The sequence below is a fragment of the Chromobacterium sp. INPA-IVC genome, from assembly GCF_059047085.1.
The window spans coordinates 121,275-140,960 of record NZ_JBTNLS010000007.1 but is presented as its reverse complement, the minus strand read 5'-3'; the positions used below and the strand labels follow the sequence as shown (position 1 = coordinate 140,960).

Annotated in this window: 27 protein-coding genes; 19 read left to right on the top strand and 8 right to left on the bottom strand. The window is 66.4% G+C overall.

From position 1 onward, the window contains the following. The first annotated feature begins 229 nt into the window (after nt 1-229). Genes ACX17K_RS14400 through ACX17K_RS14390 form a run of 3 tightly spaced genes read left to right on the top strand, consistent with a single transcriptional unit; the run spans nt 230 to nt 2,535 of the window. Complete coding sequence (locus ACX17K_RS14400; protein ID WP_493775337.1) at nt 230-1,285, top strand: linear amide C-N hydrolase; 1,056 nt, start codon at nt 230-232, stop codon at nt 1,283-1,285. Between the two features lie 25 nt (nt 1,286-1,310). Further along, nucleotides 1,311-2,105, top strand: coding sequence for a GNAT family N-acetyltransferase (locus tag ACX17K_RS14395; protein ID WP_493775336.1), 795 nt, complete (start codon nt 1,311-1,313; stop codon nt 2,103-2,105). A gap of 31 nt (nt 2,106-2,136) precedes the next feature. Beyond that, entirely contained in the window at nt 2,137-2,535 is a 399-nt protein-coding gene (locus ACX17K_RS14390) for an MAPEG family protein (protein ID WP_493775335.1), read from the top strand. A 13-nt stretch (nt 2,536-2,548) separates the two neighbouring features. Here the strand turns inward: ACX17K_RS14390 and ACX17K_RS14385 are convergent, their stop codons facing one another. Next, nucleotides 2,549-3,466 carry a LysR substrate-binding domain-containing protein gene (locus tag ACX17K_RS14385; RefSeq protein WP_493775334.1) on the bottom strand — a complete coding sequence of 306 codons (918 nt, stop codon included), beginning with the start codon at nt 3,464-3,466 and terminating at the stop codon, nt 2,549-2,551. An 83-nt stretch (nt 3,467-3,549) separates the two neighbouring features. Between ACX17K_RS14385 and ACX17K_RS14380 the strand changes: the two genes are divergently transcribed. Both ACX17K_RS14380 and ACX17K_RS14375 read left to right on the top strand, forming a co-directional pair. Then, the gene (locus tag ACX17K_RS14380; RefSeq protein ID WP_493775333.1) at nt 3,550-4,572 is read left to right on the top strand and encodes an MBL fold metallo-hydrolase; all 1,023 of its coding nucleotides are present in this window, start codon (nt 3,550-3,552) and stop codon (nt 4,570-4,572) included. A 50-nt stretch (nt 4,573-4,622) separates the two neighbouring features. Beyond that, on the top strand, nt 4,623-4,838 hold the full coding sequence (locus ACX17K_RS14375; RefSeq protein ID WP_493775332.1) for a DUF3079 domain-containing protein: 216 nt from the start codon (nt 4,623-4,625) through the stop codon (nt 4,836-4,838). Nucleotides 4,839-4,895: 57 nt separating this feature from the next. Here the strand turns inward: ACX17K_RS14375 and ACX17K_RS14370 are convergent, their stop codons facing one another. Beyond that, on the bottom strand, nt 4,896-5,213 hold the full coding sequence (locus tag ACX17K_RS14370) for a YMGG-like glycine zipper-containing protein (RefSeq protein ID WP_231150369.1): 318 nt from the start codon (nt 5,211-5,213) through the stop codon (nt 4,896-4,898). 187 nt (nt 5,214-5,400) lie between these two features. On the opposite strand from ACX17K_RS14370, the gene ACX17K_RS14365 reads away from it, so the two are divergent. Both ACX17K_RS14365 and ACX17K_RS14360 read left to right on the top strand, forming a co-directional pair. Beyond that, nucleotides 5,401-6,585 carry an alkaline phosphatase family protein gene (locus tag ACX17K_RS14365; RefSeq protein WP_493775331.1) on the top strand — a complete coding sequence of 395 codons (1,185 nt, stop codon included), beginning with the start codon at nt 5,401-5,403 and terminating at the stop codon, nt 6,583-6,585. Between the two features lie 72 nt (nt 6,586-6,657). Further along, on the top strand, nt 6,658-7,455 hold the full coding sequence (locus ACX17K_RS14360; protein WP_493775330.1) for a helix-turn-helix domain-containing protein: 798 nt from the start codon (nt 6,658-6,660) through the stop codon (nt 7,453-7,455). Here ACX17K_RS14360 and ACX17K_RS14355 read toward each other — a convergent pair. Beyond that, nucleotides 7,413-7,715, bottom strand: coding sequence for a DUF6506 family protein (locus tag ACX17K_RS14355; RefSeq protein WP_493775329.1), 303 nt, complete (start codon nt 7,713-7,715; stop codon nt 7,413-7,415). The genes ACX17K_RS14360 and ACX17K_RS14355 overlap by 43 nt on opposite strands. Before the next feature lie 350 nt (nt 7,716-8,065). Here ACX17K_RS14355 and ACX17K_RS14350 point away from each other — a divergent pair, with 350 nt between their 5' ends. From ACX17K_RS14350 to ACX17K_RS14330, 5 genes are all read left to right on the top strand, one after another. Then, on the top strand, nt 8,066-8,356 hold the full coding sequence (locus ACX17K_RS14350; RefSeq protein WP_493775328.1) for a putative quinol monooxygenase: 291 nt from the start codon (nt 8,066-8,068) through the stop codon (nt 8,354-8,356). A 25-nt stretch (nt 8,357-8,381) separates the two neighbouring features. Next, complete coding sequence (locus ACX17K_RS14345; protein WP_493775327.1) at nt 8,382-8,735, top strand: nuclear transport factor 2 family protein; 354 nt, start codon at nt 8,382-8,384, stop codon at nt 8,733-8,735. After that, nucleotides 8,732-9,265 (top strand): P-loop NTPase family protein, encoded by a 534-nt coding sequence (locus tag ACX17K_RS14340; RefSeq protein WP_493775326.1) that lies wholly within the window; start codon nt 8,732-8,734, stop codon nt 9,263-9,265. The genes ACX17K_RS14345 and ACX17K_RS14340 overlap by 4 nt, the downstream gene beginning before the upstream one ends. A gap of 72 nt (nt 9,266-9,337) precedes the next feature. Then, the gene (locus ACX17K_RS14335) at nt 9,338-9,727 is read left to right on the top strand and encodes a YkgJ family cysteine cluster protein (RefSeq protein WP_046158500.1); all 390 of its coding nucleotides are present in this window, start codon (nt 9,338-9,340) and stop codon (nt 9,725-9,727) included. A gap of 48 nt (nt 9,728-9,775) precedes the next feature. Then, complete coding sequence (locus ACX17K_RS14330) at nt 9,776-10,330, top strand: DMT family transporter (protein WP_493775325.1); 555 nt, start codon at nt 9,776-9,778, stop codon at nt 10,328-10,330. Nucleotides 10,331-10,371: 41 nt separating this feature from the next. Here ACX17K_RS14330 and ACX17K_RS14325 read toward each other — a convergent pair whose 3' ends face one another. The 4 genes from ACX17K_RS14325 to ACX17K_RS14310 form a co-directional block, all read right to left on the bottom strand. Beyond that, nucleotides 10,372-10,566 carry a hypothetical protein gene (locus ACX17K_RS14325; RefSeq protein WP_021476107.1) on the bottom strand — a complete coding sequence of 65 codons (195 nt, stop codon included), beginning with the start codon at nt 10,564-10,566 and terminating at the stop codon, nt 10,372-10,374. A gap of 184 nt (nt 10,567-10,750) precedes the next feature. Beyond that, nucleotides 10,751-11,212, bottom strand: coding sequence for a glycine zipper family protein (locus ACX17K_RS14320; protein WP_493775324.1), 462 nt, complete (start codon nt 11,210-11,212; stop codon nt 10,751-10,753). A gap of 16 nt (nt 11,213-11,228) precedes the next feature. After that, nucleotides 11,229-11,663: a hypothetical protein gene (locus ACX17K_RS14315; protein WP_493775323.1), complete on the bottom strand. Its 435-nt coding sequence runs from the start codon at nt 11,661-11,663 to the stop codon at nt 11,229-11,231. 71 nt (nt 11,664-11,734) lie between these two features. Beyond that, nucleotides 11,735-12,193: a Spy/CpxP family protein refolding chaperone gene (locus ACX17K_RS14310; RefSeq protein WP_493775322.1), complete on the bottom strand. Its 459-nt coding sequence runs from the start codon at nt 12,191-12,193 to the stop codon at nt 11,735-11,737. 189 nt (nt 12,194-12,382) lie between these two features. On the opposite strand from ACX17K_RS14310, the gene ACX17K_RS14305 reads away from it, so the two are divergent. From ACX17K_RS14305 to gstA, 4 genes are all read left to right on the top strand, one after another. Next, nucleotides 12,383-14,626 (top strand): DUF3141 domain-containing protein, encoded by a 2,244-nt coding sequence (locus tag ACX17K_RS14305; RefSeq protein ID WP_493775321.1) that lies wholly within the window; start codon nt 12,383-12,385, stop codon nt 14,624-14,626. A 61-nt stretch (nt 14,627-14,687) separates the two neighbouring features. Further along, on the top strand, nt 14,688-14,948 hold the full coding sequence (locus ACX17K_RS14300) for a VF530 family DNA-binding protein (protein WP_166438651.1): 261 nt from the start codon (nt 14,688-14,690) through the stop codon (nt 14,946-14,948). 72 nt (nt 14,949-15,020) lie between these two features. After that, nucleotides 15,021-15,590: a DUF4337 domain-containing protein gene (locus ACX17K_RS14295; protein ID WP_493775320.1), complete on the top strand. Its 570-nt coding sequence runs from the start codon at nt 15,021-15,023 to the stop codon at nt 15,588-15,590. Nucleotides 15,591-15,688: 98 nt separating this feature from the next. Then, entirely contained in the window at nt 15,689-16,300 is a 612-nt protein-coding gene (gene gstA, locus ACX17K_RS14290; protein WP_343480623.1) for a glutathione transferase GstA, read from the top strand. Between the two features lie 59 nt (nt 16,301-16,359). On the opposite strand, the gene ACX17K_RS14285 is transcribed toward gstA, so the two are convergent. Next, entirely contained in the window at nt 16,360-16,896 is a 537-nt protein-coding gene (locus tag ACX17K_RS14285) for an NAD(P)H-dependent oxidoreductase (RefSeq protein WP_343480621.1), read from the bottom strand. 93 nt (nt 16,897-16,989) lie between these two features. On the opposite strand from ACX17K_RS14285, the gene ACX17K_RS14280 reads away from it, so the two are divergent. The 3 genes from ACX17K_RS14280 (at nt 16,990) to ACX17K_RS14270 (ending at nt 19,670) form a co-directional block, all read left to right on the top strand. Further along, nucleotides 16,990-17,325 carry a winged helix-turn-helix transcriptional regulator gene (locus ACX17K_RS14280; RefSeq protein ID WP_343480620.1) on the top strand — a complete coding sequence of 112 codons (336 nt, stop codon included), beginning with the start codon at nt 16,990-16,992 and terminating at the stop codon, nt 17,323-17,325. Nucleotides 17,326-17,362: 37 nt separating this feature from the next. Beyond that, nucleotides 17,363-19,267, top strand: coding sequence for a bifunctional 2',3'-cyclic-nucleotide 2'-phosphodiesterase/3'-nucleotidase (locus ACX17K_RS14275; protein ID WP_493775319.1), 1,905 nt, complete (start codon nt 17,363-17,365; stop codon nt 19,265-19,267). A 70-nt stretch (nt 19,268-19,337) separates the two neighbouring features. Then, the gene (locus ACX17K_RS14270) at nt 19,338-19,670 is read left to right on the top strand and encodes a nucleotide pyrophosphohydrolase (RefSeq protein ID WP_493775318.1); all 333 of its coding nucleotides are present in this window, start codon (nt 19,338-19,340) and stop codon (nt 19,668-19,670) included. Nucleotides 19,671-19,686: the final 16 nt, after the last annotated feature.

The window sequence follows — 19,686 nt, the reverse complement described above, 5'->3', positions numbered from 1 at the left end:
CCCTTTTGTTTTATCAAGCTGATTCTCTATTTCGCTCAATGGGCATATTGTATTGATAGGATAGAGGGCAATGCCGCATCCGCCGGATTTTCATCCTGCCAGCGCCTTTCCACGTTTCTTCCTTCTGTCCGAGCCACAACACGTGCCGTTTCTGCGCGCCGCGCGCGGAACCTTGATTGGCGCAGTGTTGTCCATAAGACTTTGATAAATTTATGGAATAGGGGATGAAATGAAAAGAAAAGCCGCTTTGCATGGCCTGTTGATTTCGTCGACCGCTTCGCTGGCGCTGTGGTCGCCCATTGCGGACGCCTGTACCCGCACCTTGTGGAATACCAACCAACAGGCGGTGGTGGCCAGCCGTTCCATGGACTGGTCCGAGTCCACCCAACCCAGGCTGCTGATCCTGCCGCGCGGCATGGCGCGCGACGGCGGCAAGCTGGGGCCGGCTACCGTGGTCAAGGATAATCCGGCGCGCTGGACATCGAAGCACGGCAGCGTGGTGACGTCGGCCTACGGCGTCGGCGCGGTGGATGGCGTCAATGAAAAAGGCCTGGCCATGCATCTGCTGTTTCTCACCGCAACCGACTACGGCGCGCGCGAGCCGGGCAAGCAGGGCGTGCAAGCCGGGTTATGGGGCCAGTATCTGCTGGACAACGCGGCCACGGTGAGCGAGGCGCTGCAGGCGATGAAGGCCATCCAGCCGGTGATGGTGGAATACGCCGGCTTCAAGTCGTCGCTGCATCTGGCGATTGAAGACGCCAGCGGCGATTCGGCGTTGATCCAGTATGTCGATGGCAAACCGCGCATCTACCACGGCCGTGAATACCGTGTGTTGACCAACGATCCGCCCTACGAACGGCAACTGGCCGAGCTGAAGAAGTGGGACTTCTCCCAGGCCACGCGCCAGACGCCGCTGCCAGGCAACGTCAATCCGGTGGACCGCTTCATCCGCGCCAATTATTTCCTCGATACGCTGCGCGAGCCGCAAAGCCAGCGCCAGGCGGTGGCGTCCATCCTGTCCATCGCGCGCAATGTCTCGGTGCCGTTCAACGCGCCATACAAGACGCCGGGCTCCACCTACGACACCGAATACCGCACGGTGGCGGATCTTTCGGACAAGCAATACTTCTTCGAGCTGGCCAGCAGCCCCAATCTGCTGCGGGTCGACCTGGCCAAGATCGATTTCTCGGCCGGACAGACGGCGCGCATCTTGAATCCGGATCAGGAAGAGCTGGCCGGCGAGGTCAATGACCGTTTCCAGCCGCTGGCCAAGGCGTTGTTCTGACCCGGCGCCGCATCATGGGGGCATGATGGATCCGCAATCAGACATTCTGTTTCATACCGAGCGGCTGATCGTCCGCCGCTGGCGCGATTTCGACATGGACGCGCTGCTGGCGGTGTATGGCGACGCCGCGGCCATGCGCTGGGTAGGCGACGGCCATCCGTTGACCCGGGCGGACTGTCGGCGTTGGCTGGAGACGACCCGGCGCAATTACGCCGCGCGCGGCTATGGCATGTTCGCCGTCGTCAGCCGCGGCGATGGCGCCACGCTGGGCTTTTGCGGTCTGGTGCACCCGGGCGGCAAAGCTGAGCCGGAGCTGAAGTACGCGTTCCTGCCAGCCCACTGGGGCCGGGGCCTGGCCAGCGAAACGGCCGCGGCGATGATAGAGCATGCCGCTACAGAGTGGGGGCTGCGCCACATCATCGCCACCGTGGCGGAGGAGAATCTGGCCTCGCAGCGGGTGTTGTGCAAAGCCGGGATGGCGCGCGGCGAGGCATGGCGGGAAGACGACGGCAGCCAGACGCTGTGTTTCCACTGGCGAGGATCGCAAGAAAGCGGCTTGGCGGCGGCGTCCCCCGTCCCAGCGCGCGCCGATCAGGCGGCCCCGGGCCGGCTGCGTTTCAATGTCTACGGCCAGGTTTTGGCCGTGGAGCGGCGAGAGGGAGGCTGGCGGGCCTTCTGGAGCGGCGGGGACGGCAAGCGCCGTCCGGCCGATTTCATCATTCCCAATGATTTGGCGGCCAGCGATCTGGGGCAATACCTGGAAGACCTGTTTCACGAGAACGCTACGCCGCACAACGGCGAGGTGGCGCGCCTGGATTGAAACGCCGGCCAGTTTCCACAAGGAGAGAGCGATGATCTATCCGATGTTCGCGCTGGTATTGCTGACCTTTTTCGTCGGCGTTCGCCTCGGCGGCTGCCGTTTCGCCAACGCCCGCTCGGGGCGGGTGAAGGGCAGCTACTACCGGCTGATGCAGGGCGACGCGCCGCCGGACGGCGAGCTGAAGCTGGCGCGGAATTTCTCCAATCTGTTCGAGGCGCCGGTGCTGTTCTACGTGTTCGGCGCCATCGTCATCGCCAAGAATCTGGCCGGGCCCGTCCCGCTGGGATTGGCTTGGTGCTACGTGGCGGCGCGCGTCGCGCATTCCGCCATCCATCTTTCCTACAATCACCCGATACACCGTTTCCTGGCCTTCCTGGCGTCCAATATCCTGCTGCTGGCGATGTGGGGCTGGCTGGCGGTGGCGTTGTAGCGGGCCGGCGTTTTCAGCGGCCGGCGATGTCCAGTATCTGCGCTTCCAGCCAGTCCAGCCCGGGGTCGCCGCCGCTGGCGGCGTGGCGGATCAGCGAGACGGTGAACGGCGGCAGTTCCAGCGGCGGCGGACTGGCGCGCAGGCCGTGGCTGGCGGCCCATTCGTCGGCCAGCGCTTCCGGCACGGTGGCCAGCAAGGGCAGGGCTTTCAGCAGCGGCGGCAGCGAGGCGAAGCGGGAGGCGGTGTGGCTGACCACGCGCGACAGGCCCCGCTCGGCCAGCGCCCGGTCCGCGGTGCCCTGGCGCGCGCCGCGGTAGCTGACCAGCGCGTGTTCGTGGGCGAGGTAGTCGTCCAGGCTCAGCGGCGCGGACAGCGGCAGTTGCTTGGGATCGTAGACGACGGCGAAGCCCATCGAGCGCAGCGGCCGGGTCTGCTGCCAGGCCGGTCCGGGGACGAACACTGATACGCCCAGCTCCATCCGGCCCTGTTCCAGCATCGCGCTGCCGGTGAACGGGTCGGTGGTTTCCAGCGCGACGCGCAGTTTGGGCGCCAGCGCGCGCAGCCGCGGCAGCAGCTTGGGCGCCAGCCAGATTTCCACCCAGTCGCTCATGCCCAGCGAGAACGAGCGGGTGGCGGAGGCCGGCTCGAACGCGGGCGCGGCGAACAGCAGCGTTTGCAGCTGCTCCAATAAGGGCGTCAGTTCGGCCTGCAAGGCCAGCGCCCGGGCGGTGGGCGCCATGCCTTGCGGCACCCGCACCAGCAATTCGTCGTCGAATAGCTCCCGCAGCCGAGCCAGCGCGCCGCTGACCGCCGGCTGGCCCAGATGCAGGCAGGCGGCGGCGCGCGACACGCTGCGCTCGCGCAGCAGCACGGCGAGCGTGACCAGCAGGTTCAGGTCCACGCCGCGGAAATCTTTTTCCCTGATACTCATCATCATTCCAATCGATTTGAATGGCATGGCCGGGCGCTGCATCATCGGGACACTTGAACTCCCCGCCCGGAAAGGAATACCCCATGCGCTTCATGTCCACACCATACCATGCCGCCGCCCGCGCCATCCGCCTGCTGCCCCTGGCCATCGCCCTGGCCGGCGCCGCCGCCGCGCCGACCCTGGCGGCCGAGCTGTCCCCGCCGGCGCAGGTGCGCGTCCAGGCGCCGGGATTCTACCGGATGATGCTGGGTTCTTTTGAAGTGACCGCGCTGTCCGACGGCACGGTGGCCGTTCCGCTGGACCAGTTGCTGCACAATCCACGGGCCGACACCGCGCGCCGGCTGGCGCAGGCCCATCTGGGCACGCAGGCGGAAACCTCGATCAACGCCTTCCTGATCCATACCGGCAGCCATCTGGCGCTGGTGGACACCGGGGCCGGCGACCTGTTCGGCCAAGCCGGCGGCCAGCTCTTGGACAGCATCCGCGCGGCCGGCTACCGGCCGGAAGACATCGACACGGTATTGCTGACCCACATCCACGCCGACCATTCCGGCGGCCTGACGCGGCAAGGCAAACGGATGTTCCCCTCCGCCGACATCCGGGTGAGCCAGCGGGACGTGGATTTCTGGCTGAATCCTGCCAACGCCGGCAAAGTGGCCAAGGAAGAGCGCCACTCCTTCGCCGATTCCGAGGCGGCGCTGCGGCCCTACATCGAGGCTGGCCGGCTCAAGCCGTTCGACGGCGAGACGGAGCTGCTGCCCGGCATCCGCGCGGTGTCGGGCGCCGGCCATACGCCGGGGCACACGCTGTACGAGGTGCAGAGCGAAGGCAAGAAGATGGTGCTGTGGGGCGATTTGATCCACGCGCAGGACGTGCAGTTTGCCAAGCCCGGCGTGACCATACGCTTCGACGTGGAGGCCAAGGCGGCCGCCAAGCAGCGGCTGGCGCGGATGGACGAAGCCGCGCGAGAGGGCTGGCTGGTGGGCGCCGCCCACATCCGCTTTCCGGGCCTGGGCTATGTCCGCCGCGACGGCGCCGGCTACGCCTGGCAACCCGCGCCTTACAGTCTGGCGGGCTTGAAGCCGGCGATTGTGTCGGCGCGCTAGCCTTATTCCAGATCAATGCCGATGGATGGCAGCGGCCGCACAATGCGAACATGCGACCCTCCGTCCCCGGCACCGCCAAGAAGTTTCCCCTCCATCCCCGCCATCCAGAGCGCATCTGCTGGGGTTGCGACAAGTATTGCCCGGCTTCGGACATGGCTTGCGGCAACGGCAGCAGCCGCACCCAGCACCCGGCGGAGATTTTCGGCGACGACTGGTTCATGCCGGATCCCGGCGCGGATGATGCCGGAGCTGGCCGGGATGGATAGCGGGAGAACAATGAAAAACGGGACGCTTGGCGTCCCGTTTTCTTTGCAGCGGCGCGCTTAGCAGCGGCCTTTCTTCGCCTGGCCCGGCGGGCAATGGTAGCCGCGGCCATGGTGGTGATGACGGTGCTGGCGCTTGCGGTAGCTGCGCTCTTCGCGCGGTTCCGGCTTGCGGCCGTAATCGTGGCCGATGGCCGCGCCGGCGCCGCCGCCCACCGCGCCGCCGATGATGGCGCCGTTGCGGCCGCCCACGGCCTCGCCTACCGCCGCGCCCGCGGCGCCGCCCAGCGCGCCGCCGACGATGGTGGACGTGTCTGCCTGAGCCGTCGCGGCCAATCCAGCCAGGCTCAGGGAAATGATGACAAATGCGCGCTTCATGCGGCTATCTCCGGTAAAAAACTGATGGCTTGCAGCATACTGGTTTGAGCGGCGGCCAACTGTATCAGATTGTTATTGAATGTAAATTCTATGTTAATGACAATTGTCGAATTGTTGCTGCAACGCGTTGACGCGACGCCGCGTGCTGCCGAGAATGGGGTTTCTTACCTTTCCCGGAAGGGCTGCGATGGCCGATCTGGCTTCCTTGTGCCCCGGCGCGGCATGGCCGGACTACCAGGGCGGCGGGCTGCTCAATCTGATGCAGACGCTTAGCCTTGAGTTGGGCGGACCCGACTTGGGCCATGCGCCGTTGGCGTCCGGCGCGCTGGCCGGCATCGGCGGCCACCGCCACGTCTGCCTAATCCTGATCGACGGGCTGGGCGACGCCCAGTTGCGGCGGCTGGGGCCGAACAGCCGCCTGCGCGCATTGCAACGCGCGACGATCAGCAGCGTGTTTCCGCCCACCACCGCAGCGGCCGTCACCACGGTGCTGACCGGCCGCTCGCCGGCCGAGCACGGCCTGATTGGCTGGCATCAGCTGCATGGCGAGGAAATCATCGCGCCCTTGCCCCTGTACGCCCGCCACCCGGCCGACGCCGGCGGGCAGGAGTCGCGGCGCGCGGCCACCCTGTACCGCGCGCGGCCGCTGTTCGACCGGCTGTCGCGGCCGGCGTTCCTTTATTTGCCGGACTTCATCGCCTATTCCCCATGCAGCTGCCACCATGCCGGCGGCGCGGAGCGCGTCGCCTACCGCGGGGGAATGGCCGACGGCTTCGCCCGGCTGGCGCGGCGGCTGGCCGACCCGCAGCCGGCCTTCCACTACTTGTACCTGCCGCAGCTGGACACGCTGATGCATGAGCAGGGGCCGGATTCCGACGCGGCGCGGACGCTGCTGGCGGAAATCGACGCCGCTTTCGCCGCGCTGCTGGGCGAGGCCGAACGTTGCGGCGCGGCGGTGGTCGCGATCGCCGATCATGGCTTCGTCGCCGCGCCGGACGCGCAATGGCTGGACCTGGACGCCGACCCGGAACTGTACGGCTTGCTGGCGCGACCACTGTCCGGCGAGACGCGGCTGGCTTACTGTCATCTGAAACCGGGTTGCGCCGCGCGCTTCATCGAACTGGCGCGGGAGCGGCTGGGCCATGCCTGTTGGGTGGTGGAAAGCCGCGAGCTGCGGACATCCGGCGCGTTCGGCCCGGGGCCGGCGCATCCGGACCTGGCGCGCCGCTGCGGCGATGCGGCGCTGATCGCCAAGCCCGGCTGGAATCTGCGCGACACGCTGCCGGGAGAGGAGACGCTGCGCCTCGCCGGCGTGCACGCCGGCGTCCATCCGGACGAACAGGCGATTCCGCTGATCGTCTACCGGGCCTGAGCATCACATTTATACAAGCGGGGCCGGTTGGGGCTGTAGCAGAATGGCCGCGGTTTTTTCTGGATATCGCCGATGCAGTCGCAACAACGCAGGCCCGATCCAGGGCTGGAGCCATGGATACACAGTTACCGCCGCTATTGTTTCGGGCCGGATGATCCCGCGGTCCTGACGTTGTTGCCGGGCACCGGCGCGGAGCTGTGGCTGGGCGCGGATGGCTCGGCGGGCTTGCTGTGTCCCCGCAGGCGGATGCTGCGGATCGCGCGGCCGGAGCGGCCGGTATTCGTGATCCGTTTCCACGCCGGCGCGTTGCCGCAATTCTGTTCGCTTCCCCTGTCTCAGCTGGTGGACCGCGTCACGCCGCCGGTGCGCGCGTGGCCGGAGGCGCACAGTTTGCGGGCGGGAATCGAACGGGCCGATTTCGACGAGCAATGCGAGCTGGCTGGCCGTTTCCTGCGCGGACGGCTGCGGGCGGAGCCCGAGTTGGAGCGGATGCGGCGCTTGTCGCGGCGGATGTTCGCCGACAGCGCCGGCTTCGCGCTGGGCGAATACGCGGCGGAGCAGGGCGTGGACCGGTTCGGCCTGTCCCGCCGCTTCCATGCCAGCCAGGGCGTGACCGCCAAGCTGTTTCACCGGTTGTGCCGGTTCGAGAAGTTTTTCCGCGACGCGGCGTTCCAGCCGCGGCCGGCCTTGGCCGGGCTGGCCTGGGAGCATGGCTATTGCGACCAATCCCATCTGCACCGCGACGCGCTGGCCTTCGGCGGGCAGCCGCCGGCGCGTTTGCTGCGCGATCCGGCGCTATCCCTGTTTTATTCTCCGTTGGCCGACGTTCAGGCCAGCTTGTCGCCGGAGCGGTGGCCGAGCAAGGGGTGAGGATCGAAGCGCACCGCGCCGACCGCGGCCAGTTCGCCGACCGCGGCGGCGACGATGGCGACGCCCTGGTGGCCGAAGCCGCCGCACAGCTCGATGGCGGCGCAGCCTTGCTCGGCCAATTCGCGGGCGACTTCGCCGGCCTGGCGGTAGCTGGAGACGGCGAGGGTGATGACCTCCACTTCCGGCGTCGCGGTGAGGGCGCGATGGCGTTGAGGGTCGCCGTGGGGAGCGATGAAGATGAAGGCGGCTTTCAGGGCCATGGCGGTTTCCTTTGTTGGGTGTGGAAGCCCGAGCTTAAGCGGCGCCTCGCCCGGCGATCTTGGAAAAACGTGCGGCGGCGGGCTTGAATATTCCAATGCGATTTTGCCGATGTTATGCTGATCGGTTTTGGAGGCGCTATGAAACATAGGATCGCGGCAGGCGTAATCGTCGAGCATGAGGGCAGGATTCTGATGGTCCGGCATTGCAAGCCGGGCGCCTACGATTTCTGGGTGGCGCCGCGAGGTGAAGATGGAGTTCTATTGAGATGGGCGGAGGGCTGCCGCCTGTCTGAGTGTTTGATCTCGCCGCCGAGATTTGGCCAGATTGATTGATCGCAATGGAGAAAACAATGTTTCCCCTGATTGTGACCCTGGAGGCGATAACGGAAGCCGATGCGCCGGCCATCGCCGCCGCGCTGGCGCGGATGCGGCCGCTGTGCCTGGCCGAGCCCGGCTGCCTGTTGTGGGAGGCCTACCATTCCGAGGCCGATCCCAAGGTGTTCGTGCTGGTCGAGCATTGGGAAAGCCGCGCGCACTGGGAGGCGCACGGCAAGCTGGACGCGATCCAGACCATCTATCTGCCCGAGGTGCTGCCGCGCGCCAGGCGCGCCGCCCATCCATCCACGCTGCTGGGCGCTTAAGCCCGCGTCTGAAGAGGTCACGCCGATGCTGGACAAGACATTCGCCGAGGCGCTGGCGCGGGAATGGATAGACGCCTGGAACAGCCATGATCTGGCGCGCATCCTGGCGCATTACCGCGACGATTTCGAAATGAGTTCGCCGTACATCGCCGAGATGGCCGGCGAAGCGTCCGGCCGGCTGCAGGGCAAGCCGGCAGTGGCCGCCTACTGGGCGGAGGCGCTGCGGCGGCTGCCGGACCTGCGTTTCGAGCATCTGGCCACGCTGACCGGAACCGATTCGCTGACCATACATTACCGCGGCGCGCGCGGCCTGGCGGCCGAAGTGCTGTGGCTGGACGAGGCAGGCAAAATCCAGCGCGCGGCGGCGCATTACCAATGACCGCTTCATTGCCCGGCCGGGTGTTGATCATAGGCGGCAGCGGCGCCGGCAAGAGCACGCTGGCGGCCAGGCTGGCCGCCGCGTCGGGCGCGCCGCTGGCCGAGCTGGACGCCTTGTTCTGGGGACCGGGCTGGACGCGGCGCGATGCGTTCTCCTCCGATGTGGCGACGCTGGCGGCTCAGCCGCGCTGGGTGGCGGAAGGCAGCTACGCGTCGGCGCTGGAGCGCTTGCTGCCGCGCGCCGAGCTGGTGATCTGGCTGGATTATCCCCGCTCGCTGCTGGCCTGGCGCATCGTCCGGCGCAGCCTGCGCCGGGCCTGGAGGCGGGAGGCGCTGGCGCACGGCAACCGCGAGACGCTGCGCGGCGCGCTGTTTTCGCGAGACTCGCTGCTGCTGTGGATGTGGCGCGGCTACGGCCGCCGCCGCCTGGCGCTGTCTGACTTGCGGGATGCCCATGCCGGAGCGGCTTGGCTGGCGCCGGGCAGCCCGGCCGAGGCCAGGCGGCTGTTGGCGGGCATCTTGCCGGCGTGAGCCATCGTCCGTAGAATGCGCGCTTTCCCGCAAGGGGAAAGTTTCGCGTATTCAATGTGTTAAGGACGAGCCGTGGCCGACATCAACCGCCTGGAAACCTGGATCAAGTACAAGAACGGCCTGTGCGGCGACTGCATGGCGTCCTGTTGCACGATGCCGGTGGAAGTGAAGCTGCCGGATCTGGTGCGCATCGGCGTGGTGGACGAGTTCGAGCTGGAAGAGCCGATCAAGAACATCGCCAAGCGGCTGGAAAAGCAGCGGGTGATCCAGCATTTCAATTTCAAGAACAGCCTGTTCACGCTGGCGCAGCGCGCCAACGGCGACTGCCTGTATCTGGATGCGCAGACCCGGCGCTGCACCATTTACGAGCGCCGCCCCAATACCTGCCGCAACCATCCCAAGATCGGCCCCAAGCCAGGTTTTTGCGCCTATACCCGCGACAGCCGTCCGCGTCAGAAGTAATTCATTTATCATTGCTGGTCGCCCTGCTGCCGGCGTCGCGCAGCGGGCATGGACTGGACCGCGTTCCACGTGGAACAGCGGCATGGCATCGGCCCCGCCACGGGCGGCGGCCGCCTATCGTTATCGAGGAGCGCGGCGATGCAGGTGATCTTTCCCTTGCTGGCCTTTCTGGTCGGAGTGGTGGTGCCGCTTCAGGCGGCGGTCAACAACCAGTTGCGTTTGTTGCTGGGCAACAGCACCTTGCTGGCGGCGCTGGTGTCGTTCGGCACCGGCTGCCTGACCCTGGCGCTGTTGTCGCTGGCGACTGGCCAGCGTTGGCAAAATCTGGCGGCGCTGGCACGCGTCGAATGGTGGATGTTGCTGGGCGGAGTGTTGGGCGCGGGTTTCGTGTTCGGCACCACCTTGCTGGCGCCGCGCCTGGGCGTGGCGACCATGGTTTCCCTGATCATCGCGGGACAGGTGTTCACTTCGTTGTGCTTCGACCGTTTTGGCTGGCTGATGATGCCCTTGCGCGAGTTGAGCGCGGCCAAGCTGACTGGCGCGGCGCTGGTGGTGGCGGGCGTGTTGCTGGTCAATTTTGGCGAGCGCTGGTTCGGTCGCTGAAATGCGATCCCGCCGGGCGGGCCGGCGGGATCGCGGGGTGTTTACTGCTGGGTGGACGGCGCTTGCGGAGCCGGTGCCTGGACCGGCGCCGGCGGGGCCGGGTTCATGTCCTGCAGCGACAGCGGCACGCTGGGCGGCACGGCGGGATTATCGAAGGGGCGGACATTGGCGTCCTGGGCGCTGGCGAAGGCGCTGGCCAGCAATAACGCCAGCGAGGTCATGAGCAGTCTGAGCATGGCGGAATCCTTTGATGTTGTTGAACGGATCGCCCTCGGTTTTCCTGTTGCGGCCCCGGAAATGTATTGGGCGTACTTTCATTATTAATGCCAATTCGACCGAAGATGTTGCCGGCAATTCCCTTTTTGTTTCAATATGTTAAATGATTTGTTGCTTGAGTGATTTTGCCTGGATGGCATGCTCTCAATAGGGCGGCGGCGGCGGCAGGTAGGCGCGCCGCGCCGGGTATTGGCCCGGCAGCTGATTGCCTTTCGCGTACATGCATTGCTGGTAGGCGATGTTGTAGCGGGTTTGCGTATCGTAGCCGGCGTAAGCGCCGTTGGAGCCGCCCACCGCGGTGCCGGCCAAGAGGCCCATGCCGGCGCCGACGCCGGCGCCTTGGTGGTTGCCGCCTATCAGCGCGCCGGCCGCGGCGCCCACCACGGTGCCCAGCGCCATATTGCCGGCCAGCGTGGCGTTGGACGCGTCGGCGGCCGCCGCGCCGCTGTTGCCGGCGGCGTAGGCCCGGCATTGCTGCTCTTCCTGCGCGAACACGTCGAACGGCTTGCCCGGCGCCGGCATCACCGCCACTGTCGGGCCGGTGGGCAGCGTGGTGCAGGCGGCCAGCAGCGACGGCAGCAGCATCATGCAATAGCGTGCGTTCATGGTGTTTCCTTCCGGCTTATCTGGGCGGCTGCGCCGGCACGGTCTTCCAACCGCCCGGGCATTCGCTGACATACGGGTAGTACTGTTTGGCCGCCTTGCAGTAGTACCAGACCTGGGCTGATTCCTGCGGCGCGGCGGCGACCGGCGGCGCCGGCGGAGCCATCGGCACGGCGGGGACGACGGGCACGGCCGGCGCCACGGCGATGGCGGGCGGCGCGTACAGGCTGGGATAGGGATAGATGGGCGCGGTGTAGAAGTACCAGGCGCCGCCGACCACCCACCACCAACCCATCCGGCCATGGTAATAACCGTGGTTCCAGTAGCCGCCGCGCCAGACGTTGATGCTGATGTGCGGCCCGCCGTGGTGGTAGTACGCCTCGGCGGGGGCGACGGCGGCCACGGCCAGCGCAGCGGCTAGCAATGCGCCGCCCAAGCGGATGCAGGCTTTCATGATGGGCCTCTTTCGGTCGGTTGCCGCGCGGGGATCGATGGACGCCGCCGCGCGCAAATCAAGTCGCGGGATTAGCCGTTGGCCGGGGCCGCGCCTTCCGGTTTCTTATGATGCTGCCACTTGCCGCGCGGGCCGTGCAGATTGTCCATGGTCTTCTGCTGTTCCGGCGTCAGTTGCGCGTAGAAGGCTTTCAGCGCGTCCAGGTGCTGCTGCATCCGGGCTTGCTGGCGTTGCATCATGCTTTCCATTTTCTCCGGCGCGGTGGCGTTGGCGTCCATCGGCGGCTTTTCCCTTTTTTCCGGCTTCATCGACGCGGTGAAGGCTTGCCAGGCGGCTTCCTGCTGCGGCTGGATCTTCAGTTTGTCGTGCAGCGCCTGCAGATGCTTGGCGCGCATTTCCTCGCGCTTGGCCGGGTCCATATGCCAGCCCTTGTGGGCGGAAGCCGGGGCCGGAGCATCGTCGGCGTAGGCGGCGGCGGAGCCCGCGAACAGCAGGCCGGCGATGAGCAGGGGTTTGAGCAGCTGGGTCATGACGGTTTCCCTTCGTATGAGCTGTTGGTGGCTGCAGTATTGGATGCAAATGTCAGGCGAGTTTTGCCGTGGAAATCGCTTGTGTTTATGACTGTTAATCTGCAATAACTTGTTGATACTCTTGCCATCGAGAGGTGGGGGCGGCAGTGGTGGGCTACAGTGAAAGCTGCGGACAACCGGGAGATCTGCATGGCGGAAACCGACAAGGGGGGATGGTGGTCGCTGGGCCAGCACTGGGCCGACTACTGGACTGACGCGGTCCAGCGCGGCCTGCTGTTCTACGATGTGCTGCGCGAGCGCGGCGACACCTATCTGGACCACCAGGCGTCCGGCAATCCGCCGGTGCTGGTGTTCGATTTCGACATCATCGTCGACGGCCGCGAGCTGGACGAGCCGGTCAACTACGCGCTGGCGGCGATCCGCCCGCCGGCCAACTGCCCGCCGACCGATCCGGAGCTGCGCCCCTTCGTGGTGATAGATCCGCGCGCCGGCCACGGGCCCGGCATCGGCGGCTTCAAGATGGACAGCGAGATCGGCATCGCGCTGCGCCAGGGCCATCCCTGCTATTTCGTGATGTTTTTCCCGGTGCCGGTGCCCGGCCAGACCATAGAGTGCGTGTGGCGGGCGGAAAAGGCTTTCCTGCGCAGGGTGCGCGAGGCGCATCCGGGCAACGCCGGCAAGCCGTTCGTGATCGGCAACTGCCAGGGCGGCTGGGCGTTGACGATGGTGGCGGCCTCGGCGCCGGAAGACGTCGGCCCCATCCTGCTGGCCGGCTCGCCGCTGTCCTACTGGGCCGGCGTGGCCGGCAAGAATCCGATGCGCTACCAGGGCGGCATGCTGGGCGGCACCTGGCTGGCTTCGCTGACCGGCGATCTGGGCCACGGCCAGTTCGACGGCGCGCACCTGGTTTCCAATTTCGAGCAGATGGATCCGGCCAACACCTATTGGAAGAAGGGCTACCACCTGTACGCCAACATCGACAAGGAGCGCAGCCGCTTCCTGGAGTTCGAGCGCTGGTGGGGCGGCCATTACCTGCTCAACAAGGAAGAGATGGAGTGGATCAGCCAGAACCTGTTCGTCGGCAACCGGCTGAGCCGCGGCGAGGTGTATCTGGACGACGGCGCGGTGCGGATCGACCTCAGGCAGATCCGCTCGCCCATCATCGTGTTCGCGTCCTGGGGCGACAACATCACGCCGCCGCAGCAGGCGTTGTACTGGATCGCCGACCTGTACCGGGACGTGGAGGAAATCCGCGGCAACGAGCAGACCATCGTCTACTGCCTGCACGAGCAGATCGGCCACCTCGGCATCTTCGTGTCCGCCGGCGTCGCCAACAAGGAGCACAGCGAGCTGGCCAGCGCGCTGGACCTGATCGACGTGCTGCCGCCCGGCCTCTATGAGGCGGTGATCACCGACACCTACCCGGAAATGCCCGGCCTGCAGTATCTGCAGGGCCGCTACGTGATCCGCTTCGAGCCGCGCGAGGTGGCGGACATCCTGGCGCTGGGCGACGGCCGCGACGGGGAGCGCGCGTTCCAGGTGGTGAAGCGGGTGGCGGAGATCAACCAGCAGCTGTACGACAGCTTCGTGTCGCCTTGGCTGCAGGCCTGCACCACGCCGTGGACCGCGCACCTGATGCGGGAGATGCACCCGTCGCGCTTCGAGCGGCGCTGGTTCTCCAGCCGCAACCCCTTGTTGAACAGCCTGTCCGACTGGGCCGGCAAGGTGAGGGAGGCGCGCAAGCCGGTGGATGGCGACAACCCGTTCTGGCAATGGCAGCAGACCGTGTCCGACTGGACCGCCAGCATGCTGGACGGCTGGCGCGACCAACGCGACGCGATGAAGGAAATGACCTTCCGCGCCGTTTACGACGCGCCGCTGACCGCCGCGCTGGTGGGGCTGGATCCGCGCCGGCCCTACCGGGTGCGCAGCCACGGCGGCGGCTGGGAGCGCGAAGAAATGCTGCGCCTGAAGCGGCGCGAGCTGGAGGAGCACTATTCCGAGGGCGGCGCGGTGGACGGTTTCCTGCGCCTGCTGATCTACGTCGCCATCGGCAACGGCGTGGTCGACGTGCGGCCGTTCAACGCGATACGCCGGGTGATGCAGGACACCGGCCTGGGCGAGGAGCTGACGCTGGAGGCCTTCAAGCAGGCGGTGCGGCGCCAGACCTGGCTGGTGCGCAACGACGAGAAGCGCGCGCTGGCCACCATCCAGGACCTGTTGCCCGGAGAGGCGCAGCGGGCGATGGCGCTGGAGCTGGTGATGCTGTTGCTGGCGGCGGCCGGGCCGATCAGCGTGGAGAAGCAGCAGCGGTTGGGCCGGGTGGCGCTGGCGATGGGCGTGACGGCCGGCGAGGTGCCGGACGCCGGCGAGGCGGTGGTGCTGAAAAAGCCGCGCGCGACGCGCAGCCGCAAGAAGACGGCGGCCAAGTAGCTTTGCCAGCGGACGGGCGGCGGCTTACACTCGCCGCTTTTGCTTTTACAGGATGTTTTCGATGAGCGGCCAGGCCAATAACTCCACCCACGGCGTCACGCTGGAAATGATGCTGAACCAGCTGCACGCGCATTACGGCTGGGAAGGGCTGGCGGAGCGCGTCGACATCCGCTGCTTCCGCAACGATCCCAGCATCAAGTCCAGCCTGGTGTTCCTGCGCCGCACGCCATGGGCGCGCGCGCAGGTGGAGGCGCTGTTCGTCGAAATGAAGAGCCGGCCGGCGGATTCCCGGCCGCGTTTGTTCGGCAAGAAGGCCGGCTGACATCCGATCGCCCCTTGCCGCGTTATGTTGAACAAGGCGGCGGATGGTCCGGCGCCGGCCAAGGGGAACAATATGGAAGTCGAAATCAGCGTGGAAGCGGAGAAGAAGCGCCTGAACAGCTGGGTGGCGCTGACCGTGGTGGTGCTGTCGGTGCTGATGGGCCTGGGCAAGCTGAAGGACGACAATATCGTGCAGGCGCGCCAGCTGCTGAAGGCCGACGCGGCGGACGCCTGGTCCGAATACCAGGCCAAGAAGATCAAGCTGCACCTGACCGAGGCCGGCCTGCGCCAGGCGGAGCTGCTGGCTGCGGCGAACCCGGCCGGCGCGGCGGCGCTGAAGCCGCAGCAGGAGCAATTGCGGCATGAGCTGGCGCGCTACAAGACGGAGAGCGAGGCGCTGCGCGGCAAGGCCGAAGCCAAGGAAGGCTCGATCGAGCCGCTGAACGCGCGGCACGATCTGTTCGACATCAGCGACGCCGGCTTGTCGATCGCGGTGGCTTGCGCGGCGGTGGCGGCGCTGTCGGCCAACCTGTTGCCGCTGTTCGCGTCCTGGGGCTTCGGCGCCCTCGGCATCCTGTTCTGGCTGGCGGGTTTCGCCGGCTGGAACCTGCGCATCGAATGGCTGATCGGCCTGCTGGGCTGACGGCGAAACCCTGGCGGGAAGGGGGTTGCAATCGGCATGGTTTTGGATCAGGCTGGCGCGATTGCGGTTTGTCCCATCCTTCCCACAGGAGCATTGCGATGAAACTGTATTACTCGTCCGGAGCCTGCTCGCTGGCTTCGCACATCGTGTTGTTCGCCAGCGGCTTGCCGTTCAGCGCGGAGTCGGTCAGCCTGCGCGACGTGCCGCACACCACCGCCGGCGGCGCCGATTTTTCCGCCATCAATCCCAAGGGCTACGTGCCGGCGCTGCAGCTGGACAACGGCGAACTGCTGACCGAGGGCGTGGCCATCATGCAGTACATCGCCGACCAGGTTCCCGACAAGCAGCTGGCGCCGGCCAACGGCACGCTGCCGCGCTACCGGCTGCAGGAATGGCTGAACTTCATCTCCACCGAGGTCCACAAGAATTTCTCGCCAATCTTCTTCGGCAAGACCGACGAGATCAAGGAAGACGCCTGGGGACGTCTGCAGCCGCGGTTCGCGCTGCTGCAGGCTCAACTGGAGAAGACGCCCTATCTGCTGGGCGGCCAGTTCAGCGTGGCTGACGCCTATCTGTTCACCTGCCTGTCCTGGGCGCAATATCTGCAGCGCTCGCTGGCGGCCTATCCGGCGCTGCTGGCCTTCCTGAAGCGGGTGGCCGAGCTGCCGGCGACCCAGCAGGCGCTGAAGGCGGAAGGCTTGCTCAAGTAAGCCGGCTTGGTTTCGCCGCAATGCCCGGCCCGCGCCGGGCATTTTGTTTGGCGCGCCGCTCAGGCTGCCTGATCCAAATAATGCAGATAGGCGTCGGCGCTGGCATCGATTTCGGCGTCGCTCAGATCATGTTCCGCGCCGTGCAGCGTGAACGCCGGCAGCCAGCGGGCGCGGATGTAGCGGCAGGTGAGTTCGAATGGCCGCAACAGTTCGTCCATCTGGTAGCGGTAACGCCCGTCGGCGGCGAAGTCTTTGCCGCGGATGCCGGTGGATACCGCCACGCTGATCCGTTTGCCCGCCATCCGCCGGTCCTCCGGCCGCGATCCCACCGCGAAGCCCTCGTCCAACACCAGGTCCTGCCATTTTTTCAGCAGCGGCGGAGAACTGAACCAGTAGAAGGGGAACTGCAGCACGATGCGCGAGTGGGCCTCCAGCAGCGCTTGCTCGCGCGCGACATCGATGCGCTCATCCGGATAGGCGCCGTATAGCGAGTGAACGGCGTAGCGTTCGGGATGTCTTTCCAAGGCCTCGATCCAGCGGCGGTTGACGCGGGACAGGGCGAGGTCGGGATGGGCGACGATGATCAGCGTTTTCATGGCATCTCCTAGAAGTGAGCCGCCATGCTAGAGTTTTTTCAATTGGTTGATAAGTAAGCACTTTTTTGTTTCATGGGAACCTGAAGGTAATCTATGCGGGAGCGGGCGGGACTGAATTTTCCGATAGACGCGACGGTGCGGCTGGTCGGCGGCAAGTGGAAATGCGCGATCCTTTGCCATCTGATGGACGGCGGCGAGCTGCGCACCGGCGAATTGCGCCGGCTGTTGGACGGCGTGTCGCAAAAGGTGCTGACCGAGCAGCTGCGCGAGCTGGAGCGCGACGGCCTGGTTTCGCGCACCGTGCATCCCGAGGTGCCGCCGCGGGTGGAATACCGGCTGACCGAGCTGGGCGGCTCTCTGCGGCCCATCATCGACGCGATGTGCGAGTGGGGGGCCGGCTACCTGGAGCAAGCCCGGCCGGGCGTATAATGCGGACGCGATAAAAACACTCAAAAGGCCTCCCGTGATGAAATCCGCGCCGCTTTTCGCCTCTCTCGCCGCCGTGTTCGCCGCCACTGGCTGGGCCGCTCCGGTCCAACTGCGGGTACTGGAAACCTCCGACGTCCACATGAATTTGCTGGCTTATGACTATTACCAGGACAAGCCGGCGGCCGATTTCGGCCTGGAGCGCACCGCCAGCCTGATCGCCGCGGCGCGCGCCGAGTCGCCCAACAGCCTGCTGATCGACAACGGCGATCTGCTGCAGGGCAGCCCGATGGGTGATCTGGTGGCCAAAATCAAGCCGCTGAAGGCCGGCGACACCCATCCGGCCTACAAGGTGCTCAATGCCTTGAAGTACGACGCCGGCAATCTGGGCAACCACGAATTCAACTACGGCCTGCCTTTCCTGCAGCAATCGCTGAAGGGCGCGGCCTTCCCCTACGTCAACGCCAATGTGCTGGACGCCAGGAGCGGGCAGCCGCTGTTCACGCCCTATGTCCTGCTCAAGCGCGAGGTGAAGGACGCCGAGGGCAAGGCCCATGCGCTGACCATCGGCGTGATCGGCTTCGCTCCGCCGCAGATTTTGCAGTGGGACAAGAACAATCTGCAGGGCAAGGCCACGGTGCGGGACATTCTGGAAACCGCGCGCGATTACGTGCCCAAGATGCGCGCCGCCGGCGCCGACCTGGTGATCGCAGTGCCGCATTCCGGCTTCGAGAAGGGCGAGCTGCCGCGCTTCGCCGAAAACGCGGTGTCGGGGCTGGCCGAGGTGCCGGGCATCGACGCCATCCTGTTCGGCCACGCGCATGCCGAGTTTCCGTCCGCCGCTTTCGCCGGCTATCCCGGCGTGGACCTGCAGGCCGGCACCATCCATGGCGTGCCGGCGGCGATGCCGGGCCGCTGGGGCGACCACTTGGGCGTGATCGACTTGACCCTGGAGCAGTTGGACGGCAAGTGGCGGGTGGTCGGCAAGCGGGCGACGCTCAGGCCCATTTTCGACAAACAGGCGAAGAAGCCGCTGGCGGACATCGATCCGCGGGTGAAGGCGCTGATCGGGTCGGAGCACCAGGCGACGCTGGATTACGTGCGCGGCGAGGTGGCCGCCACCCGCCGGCCGATCTACAGCTACTTCGCTCAAGTGGCCGACGACCCGTCGGTGGCCATCGTCGCCGAGGCGCAGCGCTGGTATATGCAGCGGGCGCTGCAGGGCACCGAATACGAAAAGCTGCCCATCCTGTCCGCCGCCGCGCCGTTCAAGGCCGGCGGCCGCCAGGGCTGGAACTACTACACCGACATTCCGGCCGGCAAGCTGGCCATCCGCAACCTGGCCGACCTCTACATCTACCCCAACACCATCAAGGCGGTGAAGATCACCGGCGCCGACGTGCGCGAGTGGCTGGAGATGTCGGCCGGCCAGTTCAATCGCATCGACCCCAAGGGCCCGGCCGCGCAGGCGCTGATCAATCCGGAGTTCCGCTCCTATAACTTCGACAGCCTGTACGGCGTCAGCTATCAGGTCGACGTCACCCAGCCGGCGCGCTACGACGGCGACGGCAAGCTGGCGGCGCCGGACAGCCACCGCATCGTCAACCTGAGCTTCAAGGGCAAGCCGATCGACCCCGCCCAGCGCTTCATCGTGGTGACCAACAATTACCGCGCCAGCGGCGGCGGCAACTTCCCGGGCATCACCGCCGACAAGATCGTGGTGGACGCGCCGGACGAGAACCGCGCCGCGCTGGCGAGTTATCTCGCCAGCAAGAAGGTGATCGACCTGGGACAGGGCCGGAACTGGCGCGTGCTGCCGGTGGCCGGCGTCGGCTTGCGGTTTACCACTGGCGCGGGGGCGATGCGCTATCTGCCGGAGCAGAAGCAGTTCAAGCTGGCGCGGGACAATGGCGACGGCTCGGTGACGCTGGAGCTGGCGGAGTAAGGCGGTCGCGAACCCGGTTTTGCCGGCCGCGGGCAGCGGCTGGCGTTCCACGTGAAACGAGAAAGTGACGATGACTCAAGACAAGCTGATCGATGTCGGCGGGCTGACCGCCGCCTTGCAGCGTTTCGCCGACGAGCGGGATTGGAACCGGCATCATTCGCCGCGCAATCTGTTGTTGGCGCTGGTGGGCGAAGTGGGCGAGCTGGCCGAGATCTTCCAGTGGCTGGACGACGACGCGGCGATGCGGCTGCGCGAAGATCCGGCCAAGTTCACCCATTTGAAGGAAGAGATCGCCGACGTGCTGTTGTATCTGACGCGGCTGGCGATGGTGACCGGCGTCGATCTGGACGAGGCGGTTCGGGATAAGATGGTCAAGAATGCAATAAAATATCCTGCGTCTTGACCCTTACGCTATAGTG